Below are 14,453 nucleotides of genomic sequence, written 5' to 3'. Positions count from 1 at the left end.
GGTTGCGCCGGCTGCCCCGCAGCCAGCCGGCGGATCGGCCGTACGGACCAGATCAGCCGCCGTTGCGGACCTCATCGGTGAATTTCTTCAACAGCCGCTTGCGCTCCGCTGACGATCCATATTTGGCGAAGTCATAGTCGATCAGCTTGATCTTGCTGAGGTCCGGCGCCTCGGGCGGCACCGGGGTGCCGGTGTTCGACGGGATCTGGTAGCTGCCGTTCGGAGCCGCAAGTTTCTGCGCGTCTGGCGTCAGCGCCCAGTCGTAGAATTTCCGCGCCTCGTCGATATGCTTGGCCCCGGCAACAATGCTCATCGACCCGATCTCGAAGCCGGTGCCTTCACAGGGCGAGACCACCTTGACGGCCGGGTTCTGCTTGGCGGCGTTGATGACGTCGTGCTGGAAGGAAATGCCGACCAGCGTCTCGCCCTTGCCCACGGCGAGCGCGGGTGCGGCGCCCGCCTTGGTGTATTCGGCGATGTTCTTGTTGAGCTGCTTGAGATAGTCGAAAGCCTTGTCCTCGCCCATCAGTTGCACGATTGTCGCCAGCATCGTCCAGGCGGTACCCGAGGAATTGGGGTCGGCCATCTCGATCTCGCCCTGGAAATCGGGCTTGACCAGATCCGCCCAGCAGGCCGGCGCCGTCAGGCCGCGCTGTTTCAGGTCTTCCTCGTTGTAGCCGTAGCCAAGCGCGCCGAGATAGATGCCGACGGTGCGGTTCTTGGCGCGTTCAGCCTGCCTCAAAGCCCAGTCGCGCAGGTTCGCCAGCTGCGGCGACTTGTATTCCTGGGTGAGACCTTCTTCCGCCGCCTGAAGATGCGGGTCGCCGGTGCCGCCCCACCAGATGTCGGCTTGCGGATTGTCCTTCTCGGCCCGCAGGCGCGCATAGATCTCGCCGGCGCTCATGCGGGTCATGTCGACGCTGACGCCGGTTTCCTTCTGGTAGGTCGTGGCCATGGCCCGGCACCAGGCTTCGTCGACGCCGCAATACATCACGAGGTTGCGATCCGCCGCATGGGCGCCGCCGGCCAGACCGAAAATGGCCAGCACCGCAAGGCCAAGCCACGTCCTGCCTTGTCTGCGATCAAATGGACCTTTCATCGATAATTCCTCCCTTTCATGCTCTCTGGAATTGGTTATTCGTCGTCGAGCGGCACTCCGATCACCTGGGACAATCTCGCCGCCACACCCGGCGCCGCAGCAAGCACCGGATTGCCCTTCGCCATGCCGTCGCCGTCGAGAAAGCGGTTGACGCGCCCGCCGGCTTCCTCGACCAGCAGCAATCCGGCCAGGCAGTCCCATGCATTGATATGAAGCTCGGCATAGGCATCCGAGCGGCCGTCGGCCACATAGGCAAGGCCGAGCGCCCCCGAACCGGAGCGGCGCACATTGGCGCCCAGCGACCAGACCAGGGCCACCTTGTCCAGATAGTCGCGGTTGGGAATCCGCGGCGACCAGCCGAACTCCACGGAGGCGCGGTCGAAGGCCTGGGTGCGCGAAACATGGATCGCCGCGCCGTTGCGCGTCGCACCGTGCCCGCGGCGGGCAAAATAGACCTCCCCGATCGCCGGATTGGCGATCCCGCCGATCTCGCTGCGGCCGTCCTGAACGAAGGCGATCGAAACGCAGAAATGCGGAATGCCGCGCATGAAATTCGCCGTACCGTCGATCGGGTCGACGACCCACATGCGATCAGAGCCGCCGCTGCCGCCGGTTTCCTCGCCCAAAAACCCGTCCTCGGGAAAGGCCGCGGCCAACGTCGTACGGATGTGATGCTCGACCTTGCCGTCGGTCTCGGTCAGGAAATCCTGCGGCCCCTTCATCTCCACAGGCTGCGCTGCGTCGATTTGGCTGTAGCCCTGCATCGCCATGTTTCCCGACGACAAGAGCAGTTGCCGGCAAACATCGGCGCGCCTGTCGAGTTCGGCTTCGGACATCCGGCTCGGTTTCGGCTGCACCGCCATGCTGTTCACGCTGTCCGTCCAGGCAATGGCAGCTCCGATGCGGTCTGCGAAGAAATGGGCAAGGTAGCCTCCGGCGCCGGCTTCATGCACGGCTGTGCAAAGCTGTTTCATTTACGCATGTGTGTCAAGGGCGGCGGTGACACCTGTGACCGGCTTGCGCTATGCTGCACGTGCGTGCAAGGAATCGGTAAACGGCAGTGGGAGTGTGCATGACGACGCCAAGAGGCCGTAATGGCTTTTCCAGTGCCCAGCAAGTCGCGGAGCTTGCCGGCGTTTCGCGCTCGGCCGTGTCACGCACGTTCACGCCCGGCGCCAGCGTTTCGGAAGAAACCCGGGAGCGGGTGCTGCTGGCGGCCGAGCAGCTCGGCTATCACGTCAACCACCTGGCGCGCGGCCTGATGCGGGCATCGACGGGCATCGTCTGCCTTGTCGTCGCCGATGGCGACACGCCCTACCAAGCCCGTATCCTGCGGGCGCTGACACAGCATCTGAGGGATGCCGGCAAAGTGGCCATGGTTTTCAACACGTCGGGCCCCAGCCACCATGTCGACCAGGCGCTGCGCAACACGCTGAACTACCGTGCCGATGCGACGATCGTGCTGTCCGGCACGCCGCCGCAGGAGCTGATCCGAACCTGCCTCGAGAACGGGCAGCGCCTGATCCTGATCAATCGCGACGACCAGTTCGACGGGCCGCATAACATCGGCGTGGACAACGCCGCCGCCGCCGAGGCGGCACTTCACGCCTTTCTTCGTGCCGGTTGCACCAGGCCTGCCCTGGTGACGTCGGCAGCCGGCACGCCCAGTCTGGTGGCGCGCGAGACGGCGTTTCTTGCCGCGGCGCGGAAGGAACGGCTGGAGGTGATCCAGTGGCGCGAGGGCCGCACGGGTTATGCGACTGGGGCAGAAGGCGCAAGGCGCCTGCTGTCGGGCCGGCAGCGACCGGATGCGGCGTTCTGCGTGACCGACCTGATCGCCTGCGGTTTTCTGGACGCGGCGCGCCACGAGTTCGGCGTCGACGTCCCGCGCGATCTCTGCGTCGCCGGCTTCGACGACATCGAGCAGGCTGACTGGGCTTCCTACCGGCTGACGACCTTTGCGCCGCCGATTGAGGAGATCGCCACGCACGCCGTGCGACTGGCCGCCGGTTCGCGCGAGGAAGCAGGCGCCGGCAGTCGCCTGACCTGCCACGCGCCGATGGTCTGGCGCGGCACTGTGAGGCCAGGTCGGGGCTGATGCCGATTGGACCAGAGTCCGGTCGGTGAGCGTCTCATGCGCTAGATCGCAATGCTGCCGATCGCGGCATCGACGGCGTCGCCCAAACGGTCGACGATAATATCGACCGTGCCGTCGTCGACGATGAATGGCGGTGCAAGCAGGACGTGATCGCCGGCCCGCCCATCGACGGTGCCGCCCATCGGATAAACCATCAACCCCCGCTGCATCGCTTCCGATTTTATCCGGGCATGGACCTTCAGGCGCGGATCGAACGGGGCCTTGGCCGAGCGATCCGCGACAAGTTCGATGCCCTGGAAAAGGCCGCGCCCGCGAATGTCCCCGACATGGTGATGGTTGCCGAAGCGCTCACGCAGCCGTCGTTCGAGCGTGGCGCCTCGCGCCGCGACATTGGCAAGCAGACCATCACGCTCGATGACCCGCTGCACGGCGAGGCCGGCCGCACAGGCGAGCGGATGACCGATATAGGTGTGACCGTGCTGGAAGTCGCTGCCTTGCGAAAAAGCATCGAATATCCGGTCGGATGCCAGCACCGCCCCGAGCGGGGCATAGCCGCCGCCGAGCCCTTTGGCGATCACCATGATGTCGGGTGCGACGCCTTCCTGGTCGCAGGCATGCAGTGTTCCGGTACGACCCATGCCGCACATGACTTCGTCGAGGATGAGCAGCACGCCGTGGAGATCGCAAATCTCGCGGATGCGCCTGAAATAACCGGGTGCGGGTGGCACGGCGCCGAGAGTCGCTCCAACCACTGTCTCTGCGACAAAAGCAATGACCGTTTCCGGCCCGAGTTCCTGCAGCTTCGTCTCAAGCGCATCGGCGGCGCGCAGCCCGTAGGCCTCGCTGCCTTCATCCGGCCGCTGATGCCGATAGGCATAGCATGGTTCGATATGATGGTTTTCGATCAGCATGGGCTCGAACGGCGCCTTGCGCCAGGGGTTGCCTCCCACCGAAAGCGCGCCCAGCGTATTGCCATGATAGCTCTGCTGACGGGCCACGAAGCGGCGGCGCTGCGGCTCGCCGCGCTCGACGAAATATTGCCGCGCCATCTTCAGGGCGGTCTCGATGCCTTCCGATCCGCCGGAGACGAAATAGACGTGATGAAGATCGCCCGGCGCGTGAGCGGCAAGTTCGTCCGCCAGTTCCTCCGCCGGCCGGGTGGTGAAGAAGCTGCTATGCGCATAGGCGAGCCGGTCGAGTTCGGCATGCATCGCGGCAAGAACAGCCGGATGCTGATGGCCAAGACATGAGACGGCCGCACCGCCGGAGGCGTCGATATAGCGGCGTCCCTTGCTGTCGATGACGGTGACGCCATCGCCGCCGACGGCAACGGGATAGTCGTGGTGGATCTGGCGATGGAGGATATGCGTCATGACCGTTGCCTGGTTTCGTAGATATGGGTGGAAAGGGTGTCGAACTGACGTTCGACGTCGCGCATGGCGGCCAGCGCGCGATCGCCGGCGGCGGCCGCCAGGATCGCGGCCAGCGTTTCGGCGATGGCAAAGGCCGGCGCCATGGTGTGGAAAAAGGACGGGCTCTCGGTTGGCACGATGATGACGGCGCCCGCCCGGTTGACGAGCGGCGAGACCACGCTGTCGGTAATCGCCACGATTTCGAGCGCGCGGCTGCGTGCATAATCGACGAGTTCGACGGCGGCGCGCGTATAGGGCTTGACGCTGATCGCCAAAAGCACGTCGCCCGCTCCCGCTTCCCACAAAGGATCAGGTCCGGTTCCGCCGACGCCGTCAAGCAGACGCACCGCGCCGCCGGCGAGGCCATAGACGTAGGCGAAATGGCAGGCGACGGGGTAGCTCGACCGATAGCCCAGCGCATAGATGCGCTTGGCGCCTGCCAGCACCGAGGCTGCCCGGGTCACCGCCTCCAGCGTCGCCGGATCGCAAAGCTTCGCCATATGGCGCTCGAGCGTTTCGGCCAGCTCGAAGGCCAGCGCGCCGTCTCCTCCGCGCTTCCGCCGCGCCATCAATGCTTCGGCCTTGCCCAAGAACTCCTTCTCGCCGCGGCGAAGTTGCTCGGCGTAGAGGTCGCGCAGGCTATCGTAGCCGTCGAAGCCCATGCGCTGGGCAAGCCGCGTCATCGATGCCGGGGTCACCCCGGCGCGCTGCGCCTGGACGCGCATCGACAGGAGGGCAACGTCACGCGGATTGTCGAGCACCCATTGCGCTGCCGCGCGAAGCTGGCGCGGCATCGTCTCGAAACTCTCGAGCAGGCGCGAGCGGAAGGCGGGTTCCAACATGGCGCGAATTTACGCCGGCCGTTGACGAGCTGCAATGAATATTTCAATCTGCCAGAAATGAGCGTAGTGTTTCATTCAATCAGAAAACAAGAACAGGGGAAATTCGCATGAAACAGACCATATCCAGTCATTTGGGAGCGCTGGCGGCACTCGCGCTGGCTTCCTTGCCGTTCGCAGCCGCACCGGCTCTGGCCGAGGATCCAATCGCGCTAGGCTGGGTGGGGCCGCTGTCCCCGCCCGGCAACTATTCCGGCGGCCAGGAGATGCAATGGGCGGTGCAGCTCGGTGTTGACGAGGTCAACAAGGCCGGCGGCGTGCTCGGCCGTCAGCTGAAGGTGAGCTACGAGGACACCAAAGGGCAGCCGGCCGACGGCAGCGCGGCGGCGGTTCGACTCATCACCAAGGACAACGTCGCCGCGATCTTCGGCGAATTCCATTCCTCGGTCGCCCTCGCAGAAATCGAGGAGGCGCACAAATACGGCGTCGCCTGGGTCGGTACAGACGTATGGGCGGATGCCATCACGGCCAAGCAGTATCCGGAAGTCTATCGTCTCGCTCCGGCCAACTCGCTCGTTTACGTTAAGGCAGCCGACTGGACGGTCGAGCAAGGTTTCAAGAACATCGCCATCATCGCCGAAAACACGGACTTCGGCCAGGGCGGGGCCAAGGTCATCGCCGATGAGCTGAAGGCCAAGAACGTCCCCTATACGCTGGCAACGATCGACCTGAACCAGCAGGATTTCACGCCCGCGCTGCTGCGCCTGATGAACCAGAGCCCGAAGCCTGATGCGATCCAGATGGTGATCGCCGGACAGGCGCAGTATCAGCTGGTCAAGCAGGCCTGCCAGCTCGGCCTCGCACCGACTGCCGAAACGGCCCTCATCGGCTCCTCGGGTCTGCTGCAGAAGGAAGTGTGGGAAGTCGACGGCGAATGCGCCAACAATCTTCTCATCGTCAACGTCGCGCAGCCCAAGTCGCAATGGAACGACAAGGCCAAAGCATTCGTGAAGGCGTTCACCGAACGCTACAATAGGGCACCGACCGGCGTGGCCATGGAGGCCTATGACACGTTCGGTGTCGTCGTCGAAGCGATCAAGAAGGCAGGCTCGGCTGACCGCGCGGCGATCGTGAAGGCACTGGAAGAGATCAAATATGAAGGGGTGAACGCCACCTACACCTTCCCGACCACCAAATCTCCCGACTGGGCTTTCCATCAGTTCGTCGACGTGCCGTTCACGATCATCCAATACACGGCCGTGAACCAGGCGCCGGAGGATGCTGCGATCGTCTATCCGAAGAAGTGGGCCACCACCGACAAGGTCATGCCCAGCAAATGAACGGCACGCCGGCGGCTCCATAGCCGCCGGCGGCCGCTTCACTGGACAGGCGGCCGACAACGAGGTGATGTGAACCCATGAGCTATTTCCTCCTCCTGGCCGTCAACGGCCTGGTCATCGGCCTCATTTTCGCGCTGACGGCGGCGGGGCTCACTTTGGTCTTCTCGGTGTTGAAGGTCGTCAATTTCGGCCATGGATCGCTCTATATGCTGGGCGGCTATGCGTCCTACTACATCATCGCCTGGTTCCATGCGCCGCCGCTTGTCGGTGTCGCCGGCGCGATGGTGGCCCTGTTCATCTTCGGCGTGCTCTTCGAGAGGCTCGTCATAGCGCCAATGTATACCGACAAGGTCGAGCGCAAGGACGAATACGCCATTATCGTCACCTTCGGCCTCACCATTCTGATCACCAATCTCGGCCTTGTCGTCTTCGGTCCCTTCGCCAAGGCGCCGCCGTCCTTCATGACAGGAGCGCTGATCCTCGGTCCGTTGATCCTGCCTTACGACCGGCTGATCGCTGCGGTCGCTGCCGTCGTCCTGCTTGTCGGTCTGACGCTTTTCCTGAAGCGCACCTCGCTTGGCCAGGCACTCGATGCGGTGAGCCAGAGCCGCGAGTCCGCCGCGGTCATCGGTATCGATCCACGCCGCATGTACACCATCGCTTTCGGCATCGGCTCGGCGCTTGCCGGCGGGGCAGGGGCGTTGATCGCGCCGATCTTCGCCCTGTCGCCGTCGATGGGTGAGTTGCCGGCCGTGCAGGCCTTCATCATCATCGTGCTCGGCGGCATGGGTTCCGTCGGCGGAAGCATTACCGGCGGCATCCTGCTCGGCCTGGTGCAAGGGCTGGGTGTCGGCTATCTGCCGGATCCCAATCGCGCGCTTGCCTATACGCAGGCGTTCGGAGCGCTGCTGCTCGTCATTGCGTTGCTCTTCCGGCCGACCGGCCTGTTCGGCCGCTCGCATCTGCGGCTGGAATAGGGGCACGGCAATGATCCGTCCAACATTCTCGCAATCGGCTCAGGCGATTCTGCTCGTGGTGGCGTTGCTGGTGCCGCTCGGCGTCGGACCATACTGGACCCACGTCGGCGCCATCGCCTGGTACTATGCGCTGCTTGCCGCGAGCTGGGCGCTGCTTGCCGGTTTCGCCGGTCAGTTCTCCTTCGCCCATGTGGCTTTTGCCGCGCTGGGCGGATACGCCTCGGCCTTGTTCGTTGGCCAGATCGGCATGCCCCTGCCGCTTGCCATTCTTTCCGCCATCGCTCTTGCCGTCGTGGCCGGCGCCCTGATCGGCGCGCTGGTCCTGAGGCTTTCCGGGCCTTATCTGGCCCTCTTCACGCTCGCCATTTCGGAAATCTTCCGCCTCGTTCTGGTCGCGGAGGAGGACATCACACGCGGCATGCTGGGCTTGCCGGTGCCCGGCCTCTTTTCCGGTCGATCGGACCTGCCTTATTACTATCTCGGCCTTGCGCTCGTCGTCCTGGCGGTATTGGGAATGAATGCCTTGTTGGCGACCCGCGTCGGTCTTTTTCTACGTGCCATCCGGGAAGACGAGGGCGCCGCGCGCGCCAGCGGGGTGGATACCACGCGCTACAAGATCCTCGTCTTCGTGGTAACCAGCGTGATCGCGGCGATAGCCGGCATTTATTACGGCCATTTCATCGGCATCCTGACGCCCAACATGGCTATCCTGCCGGAGATGGGTCTGGTTATCGCGATGGCGGTGATCGGTGGCATCGAAAGCTTGCCCGGCGCCGTGGTCGGCGCAGTCGTCGTCTTCCTGCTTTCCGAGACGCTGCGGTCCTACGGCGAATGGCGTTTCGTGCTGATGGGTCTGGCGCTTATCCTGGTGCAACGCTTCGCGCAGAACGGCCTGTATCCGATGGTCGAAAACTGGGCTCGCTTCCGCGCGCGGCCACGGGAACAAGCGCCTGTTCCAACTGCTACCACCGAGGAACCCCATGCCGGTTGAGAAGGACACCGCTTTTTTCTCGGTCAGTGGTCTTGCCAAGCATTTCGGCGGCATCCATGCCGTCGAAGGCTTATCCTTTGCCCTGGCCCGCGGCGAAATTGTCGGGTTGATCGGTCCCAACGGCTCGGGAAAGACGACCACCATCAACATGGTGACGGGCGCGCTCAAACCCGACGGCGGTGCCATCCTCGTCGAGGGTACCGACATGGCGCGCTCGCCGGCTAATCTTTTCGCGCGCCGCGGTGTTGCCCGTACTTTTCAGGTTCCCCGCCTGTTCCGCCGCATGACCGTGCTGGAAAACCTCATCGTGCCGGCACTTTCCGACCCGGCTGAACGGCGCGCCGCGGCAGAGGAGCGCGCCCGTGGGGTTCTTGCTTTCCTGAGGCTCGACCATCTCGCCGACAGTTATGCAAGAGCGCTTTCCGGCGGCCAGCAGAAGCTGCTGGAACTCGGCCGGGCGCTGATGCTCAAACCGAGATTGCTGCTTCTGGACGAGCCCTTCGCCGGCGTCCACCCGCGCCTGCTGGAGGAGATCATCGAGCACATAAGGAGCCTCAATCGCGACGGTCACACCATCGTCGTTGTCGATCACAACCTCGAGGCTATCCAGTCGGTCGTAACGCGCGTCATGGTGATGGCGCGAGGGCGCAAGATCGCCGACGGCGCGGTCGCCGAGGTGCTGCGCAATCCTGAGGTCGTGCACGCCTATACGGGATCCCGCGCAACGCATCGGGAAGCACGATGATGGAAACCGCTTCCCTGCCATCGACCCCGCCGCTGATCGCCTGCGAGAACCTTGTCGCCGGCTATACGCGCGACATCGACATATTGCGCGACGTTTCGGTCAGAGCCTGGTCTGGCAGCATTTCCTGTGTGGTCGGCCCGAACGGCACGGGCAAGTCGACGCTTCTCAAGGCGTTGTTCGGCTTTCTGAAACCGAGTGCTGGCCGGGTGCTTCTGCGAGACGTGGACATCACCGGAAACCCGCCCTTCCGGATGCTGGGCCTTGGCCTGGCCTACCTGCCGCAGCGGCCGAGCCTCTTTCCTCATCTCTCGGTCGAATCGAACCTGAAACTCGGTCTCTGGCATGCCAGGCCGAAGAAGACGGTGCTGACCGAGAAACTGGAACATGTCTATGAGCAGTTTCCCGTCGTTCGGGAGAAACGCACGCAGCCTGCCGGCCAGCTCTCGGGAGGCCAGCAGCGACAGGTCGAGATCGCACGCAGCCTGATGGCCGATCCGTCGGTCTACCTGATCGACGAACCGACCGCCGGCGTCGATCCGCAGACCAGCGAGGCGATCTACGACATCGTCCGCGATCTTGCCCGCGAACTCGGCAAGGCCGTGCTGCTGGTCGACCAGGATATTCGCGCCGCGCTTGCCATCACCGACTACGTCTATGTGGTCAAGAACGGCACGGTTTTTTCCGAAGGCGCGCGCGCGGATTTCGGTGCCGACACCGACGCTCTTGTCGCACGTTGGCTGTATGCGAGCGGTGAATGAACGGGCAGCTTACGGCGTGGCGTAGCCCGGCGGCTGTTCGAACAGGCTGTCGCGCCGAATCTCGAGCGCCCGCCCGATCCTCAGCGCCAGCGGATCCTGGAAGCGGCGAACCGCGATCTGCAATCCTGCGGGCAGACCATTGACGAGACCGATGGGGACGCTGAGCGCTGCCATGTCGAGGAGGTTCACCATGCGGGTAAACGTCCCAAGCGGCGTCGTTGTCTCATCGATGTCGGCCAATGGCGGCGCGGTAATCGGCGCCGTTGGCGTCAGGAACGCATCGGCGCCTTCGAGATCGCGATGAAACTCGATCTGCGCGGCTCGGCGCCTTGCAATCAACTCGTGATAAGCGGCGAGGCCGATTTCCCTGCCCTTGAGAACCCGCATGCGGATCGCCGTGCCGACGCCGCTGTCCGCGGGTTCCACGTAACGGCCGAGATGATGCCAGGCTTCGACGGCCATGATGTCGCCGGCCAAGGCCTTGTAGGTGTCGTAAGATTGCGGCATCGGCATCCGATCGACATTGGCACCGAGCGCCTCCAGTTCAGCGACGGTGGAGTCGAAGCGGACCAGGATGCCGGGGTCTACGCCGGCAAGGTCCACGGCCGAGGGGATGCGCAGGCGAAGGCCCGATATGCTCCGCTCGAGCCCGTCGAGCGGCGAGGTCGGCGCCACGCCAAAGGTGGCCGGATCGCCGGGATCGGGACCCTCGAGCGCGGCCAGCAGAAGGGCTGCATCCTCCACCGACCGGGTCATGGGACCGATGCTGTCGAAGGACATGGCAAGCGGCAGCAAGCCGCCGCGCCCGATAAGGCCGAAGGACGTCTTCAGGCCCACGATTCCGCACATGGCGGACGGATTGCGGATGGAGCCCGTAGTGTCGGTGCCGAGCGCGACCGGCACCAGTCCGGCGGCGACGGCCACGCCCGAACCGCTCGACGATCCGCCCGGCGCGCGCGGGATGGCGCTGTCACGCGGGTTCAGGGGCGTGCCGGCGACCGGGTTGGTCCCCCAACTGCCAAAAGCAAATTCCACGGTGTGCACCTTGCCCAGCAGGATCATCCCGGCCGCGACAAGGCGTTCGATTGCCGTTGCCGTGGCGGTTGCGAGTTCGCCCGCAAGCGCTTTCGAGCCTGCCAGGGTCGGATAGCCTTCGACGTCAAGCAGGTCCTTGGCCGCGAAAGGGATACCGTCCAGCGGCCCTTTCGAGACGCCGCGACTGCGACGCTCGTCGGCTTCGCCGGCGGCCTGGAGCGCAGCCTCAGGAAACAGCCGGACGAACGCATGCAGCGAATTGTCATGAACGTCGACACGATCCAGCGCGCGCCGGACGATCTCGGTCGAGGATGTGTTGCCATCGGCGAGCGCGCGGCTGAGTTCGGCGGCGGTGGCGAAGGCGGAAATCCCTTGGGCGGTGGCGTTCATGCTGTCCTACCTGTGCGAGTCGGTGAAATGAAGCATGGAAAACCACGTTGCGGGAGAGCCAATTGGGCCCGGAGATGAAATTGAAGCCGTTGCTGATCATGGTTGCGCCGAACGGAGCGCGCAGAACGAAGGCCGATCATCCGGCTCTGCCGATGACCGCCGACGAACTTGCCGAAACGGCGAGGCAGTGTCTCGCTGCCGGCGCCGCCGCCATCCATGTGCATGTCCGCGATGCTTCAGGCCGGCACACGCTTGACGCCGCGCTTTACCGGGATGCCATCGCGGCGATCCGGGAGCGGACGCAGGGCGTCATGGCGATCCAGATCACGACTGAAGCGATCGGGCTCTATTCGCCACGCGAACAGATGGACCTTGTTCGGGCGCTTCATCCGGTTTCCGTCTCGATCGGCTTGCGTGAGATAATCAGCGATGGCGAGGCGGAGCCGGCCCGCTTCTTCGCGTGGGCCGGTCGGGAAGGCATCGCGGTCCAGCACATTCTCTATGATCGGGCCGATCTCGACCGTTTCATCGATCTGCGGCGGCGAGGCATTCTGGCGGAGCCCACAAGCCCCCGGCTGCTGTTCGTCCTTGGACGCTATGCCGCCGATCAGGAAAGCCGGCCCGAAGACCTCGATGTCTTCCTTGAAGGGCTCGATGCGCATGGTCTTGAAGGCGCCGTATGGTCGGTCTGCGCCTTCGGACGGGGCGAGACCTTGGCGCTGGCGGCGGCGATCGCGGCGGGAGGGCACGTGCGGGTCGGCTTCGAGAACTCTCTCTGGCACGCCGATGGCAGCCTCGCCCGCGACAATGCCGAACGGGTCGCGGCAATCGTCGAAGCCGCTGGCCGCACGGGGCGCCCGATTGCTTCTGCCGCGCAGGCGCTTGATATTCTCGGAATTGCCCGCCAGCAGTGAGGGCCCGCGCGCCTTGTTAGGGGATCGGCCGCGCGCCTGCAAATTCGCCAGGGTAGGACGGGCACGGTCTCGAACGGACCCGTCATATCCTTGCATCCAAATCGGGCGGCTTGCCTTGCGAGCCGTCTTCCTTGTGCGTTTTATCGCGGATGGCCCGGAACAATGGCCCCGATGAGGGGTTTGGTCGCGACATAGCGAGCGACGGAGCCAGCGATGTCCGAGCATGTTCCCCCAAACTCCTCCAGTCTCAGCAGACGAAGCTTTATGACCGCGACCGTCTCCGCGGCTGCGGTGACTCCGCTTCTGGCCTCGACAGCCAGGTCCGAGGAGCCTCCGGCTGCTGCCGCCAAGCCAACCGAGCCTGTCATGACAACACTGACCATCAACAAGCAGCCATACAATCTGGCGCTCGACAGCCGAACCAGCCTGCTCGACGCCTTGCGCGACCATGTCGGCCTGACGGGCACGAAGAAAGGTTGCGATCATGGCCAATGCGGTGCCTGTACGGTGCTGGTCGATGGCCATCGCGTGCTCTCCTGCCTCAGCTTCGCGGTGATGAACGAGGGCAAGGCGGTAACCACCGTCGAAGGGTTGGCGTCGACGGATGGCGGCCTGCATCCGATGCAGCAGGCCTTCATCGATCACGATGCGTTCCAGTGCGGCTATTGCACGCCCGGCCAGATCATGTCCGCGATCGGCTGCGTCCACGAAGGACATGCCGGTTCAGAGGACGACATTCGCGAATATATGAGCGGCAACCTTTGCCGATGCGCGGCATACCCGAACATCGTCGCGGCAATCGTCCAGGCCCGCGACCAGATCAGGAGGGCCTGAGATGCATCCTTTCGTCTATGAGAGGCCCGCCAGCCTCTCCGCGGCGGTCGCCGTCGCCTCGCGCTCGGCCACCAGGCATCCGCCGACGCAAGCCCCCGCGCAGTTCATTGCCGGTGGCACCAATCTCGCCGACTATATGAAACTCGGCGTCGCCCGGCCGGAACGCTTGCTCGATTTGAACGGTCTCTCCGAACCGGCATTGCGGCGGATCGAGACCGGTGGTGAGGGTCTGCGCCTTGGCGCTCTTGTGCGGATGGGCGACGCGGCCGAGAATGCCGAGATCAAGCGTCGGTATCCGGTGATCGCGGAGAGCCTGCAACTGGCGGCAAGCGGCCAGCTGCGCAACATGGCAAGCCTTGCCGGCAACATCCTGCAGCGGACCCGCTGCGAATATTTCCGCGAAACCTCATGGCCGTGCAACAAGCGCGAGCCAGGCTCGGGCTGCGCCGCGATGGAGGGGTTCAACCGCCAGCATGCCGTGCTGGGGACCAGTGAGAACTGCATCGCGACCTATCACGGTGACTTTGCCCAGGCCCTGATCGCGCTTGACGCCACGGTTCATGTCCAAGGCCACAACGGGCGGCGAAAGATTCCGTTTGCCAGCCTGCATCGCCTGCCCGAGGACAGCCCTCACATCGAGACCGACCTGGCACCCGACGAGATCGTCACCGCCATAGAGGTGCCCGCCGGCGCATGGACCAGGCGTTCGCGCTATCTCAAGATCCGCGATCGGCAATCCTATGCGTTTGCCCTTGCATCGGCCGCGGTCGCCCTCGACCTCGACGGCGAGACCGTGAACGAGGCGCGCATCGCGCTTGGCGGCGTGGCGACCGTACCCTGGCGGGCAAGAGCGGCGGAGGAGATCCTGCGCGGCAAGGTGCTCGACGAGGCAGCGGCGGCCGAGGCCGCCGAAGCCGCGTTCGCCGAGGCCCAGCCGCGTCGGCACAACGCATTCAAGATAGAACTCGGCAAGCGAACCTTGATCAGGGGGCTGCTCGAAACCCGTGACATGAAGGTGTGA

14 protein-coding genes are annotated in these 14,453 nt (G+C 64.5%); 9 read left to right on the top strand and 5 right to left on the bottom strand.

What is annotated here, in order from left to right:
* Positions 1-52 precede the first annotated feature (52 nt).
* Positions 53-1,099 (bottom strand): ABC transporter substrate-binding protein, encoded by a 1,047-nt coding sequence (locus FJ942_RS24425; protein WP_140498400.1) that lies wholly within the window; start codon positions 1,097-1,099, stop codon positions 53-55.
* Positions 1,100-1,134: 35 nt separating this feature from the next.
* Positions 1,135-1,935, bottom strand: coding sequence for an inositol monophosphatase family protein (locus FJ942_RS24420; RefSeq protein WP_181168461.1), 801 nt, complete (start codon positions 1,933-1,935; stop codon positions 1,135-1,137).
* A gap of 236 nt (positions 1,936-2,171) precedes the next feature.
* Here FJ942_RS24420 and FJ942_RS24415 point away from each other — a divergent pair, with 236 nt between their 5' ends.
* Positions 2,172-3,197, top strand: coding sequence for a substrate-binding domain-containing protein (locus tag FJ942_RS24415; RefSeq protein WP_140899217.1), 1,026 nt, complete (start codon positions 2,172-2,174; stop codon positions 3,195-3,197).
* A gap of 41 nt (positions 3,198-3,238) precedes the next feature.
* Here the strand turns inward: FJ942_RS24415 and FJ942_RS24410 are convergent, their stop codons facing one another.
* Positions 3,239-4,570 carry an aspartate aminotransferase family protein gene (locus tag FJ942_RS24410; protein ID WP_140899215.1) on the bottom strand — a complete coding sequence of 444 codons (1,332 nt, stop codon included), beginning with the start codon at positions 4,568-4,570 and terminating at the stop codon, positions 3,239-3,241.
* Positions 4,567-5,451, bottom strand: a complete 885-nt coding sequence (locus FJ942_RS24405) for a MurR/RpiR family transcriptional regulator (RefSeq protein WP_140515002.1) — start codon at positions 5,449-5,451, stop codon at positions 4,567-4,569. Before FJ942_RS24405 ends, FJ942_RS24410 begins: the two co-directional genes overlap by 4 nt.
* Positions 5,452-5,558: 107 nt before the next feature.
* Between FJ942_RS24405 and FJ942_RS24400 the strand changes: the two genes are divergently transcribed.
* From FJ942_RS24400 to FJ942_RS24380, 5 genes are all read left to right on the top strand, one after another.
* Positions 5,559-6,788: an ABC transporter substrate-binding protein gene (locus FJ942_RS24400; RefSeq protein WP_140899213.1), complete on the top strand. Its 1,230-nt coding sequence runs from the start codon at positions 5,559-5,561 to the stop codon at positions 6,786-6,788.
* Positions 6,789-6,865: 77 nt separating this feature from the next.
* Positions 6,866-7,765 (top strand): branched-chain amino acid ABC transporter permease, encoded by a 900-nt coding sequence (locus tag FJ942_RS24395; protein ID WP_140524813.1) that lies wholly within the window; start codon positions 6,866-6,868, stop codon positions 7,763-7,765.
* 10 nt (positions 7,766-7,775) lie between these two features.
* Positions 7,776-8,756, top strand: coding sequence for a branched-chain amino acid ABC transporter permease (locus tag FJ942_RS24390; RefSeq protein ID WP_140899211.1), 981 nt, complete (start codon positions 7,776-7,778; stop codon positions 8,754-8,756).
* Positions 8,746-9,501, top strand: a complete 756-nt coding sequence (locus tag FJ942_RS24385) for an ATP-binding cassette domain-containing protein (RefSeq protein WP_140515007.1) — start codon at positions 8,746-8,748, stop codon at positions 9,499-9,501. Before FJ942_RS24390 ends, FJ942_RS24385 begins: the two co-directional genes overlap by 11 nt.
* Positions 9,501-10,259, top strand: a complete 759-nt coding sequence (locus tag FJ942_RS24380; RefSeq protein WP_181170021.1) for an ABC transporter ATP-binding protein — start codon at positions 9,501-9,503, stop codon at positions 10,257-10,259. Before FJ942_RS24385 ends, FJ942_RS24380 begins: the two co-directional genes overlap by 1 nt.
* Before the next feature lie 9 nt (positions 10,260-10,268).
* On the opposite strand, the gene FJ942_RS24375 is transcribed toward FJ942_RS24380, so the two are convergent.
* Positions 10,269-11,684 (bottom strand): amidase, encoded by a 1,416-nt coding sequence (locus FJ942_RS24375; protein ID WP_140623990.1) that lies wholly within the window; start codon positions 11,682-11,684, stop codon positions 10,269-10,271.
* An 80-nt stretch (positions 11,685-11,764) separates the two neighbouring features.
* Between FJ942_RS24375 and FJ942_RS24370 the strand changes: the two genes are divergently transcribed.
* The 3 genes from FJ942_RS24370 (at position 11,765) to FJ942_RS24360 (ending at position 14,453) form a co-directional block, all read left to right on the top strand.
* A complete protein-coding gene (locus tag FJ942_RS24370) occupies positions 11,765-12,598 on the top strand; it encodes a 3-keto-5-aminohexanoate cleavage protein (protein ID WP_246674756.1) in 834 nt (277 codons plus the stop codon).
* A 213-nt stretch (positions 12,599-12,811) separates the two neighbouring features.
* Complete coding sequence (locus FJ942_RS24365; protein ID WP_140524809.1) at positions 12,812-13,432, top strand: (2Fe-2S)-binding protein; 621 nt, start codon at positions 12,812-12,814, stop codon at positions 13,430-13,432.
* 1 nt (position 13,433) lies between these two features.
* Positions 13,434-14,453 (top strand): xanthine dehydrogenase family protein subunit M, encoded by a 1,020-nt coding sequence (locus FJ942_RS24360; protein WP_140524808.1) that lies wholly within the window; start codon positions 13,434-13,436, stop codon positions 14,451-14,453.

Source organism: Mesorhizobium sp. B2-4-2, from assembly GCF_006442845.1.
In the GTDB taxonomy this organism is placed as follows: Bacteria; Pseudomonadota; Alphaproteobacteria; order Rhizobiales; family Rhizobiaceae; genus Mesorhizobium.
This window is presented reverse-complemented; position numbering and strand designations above follow the sequence as displayed.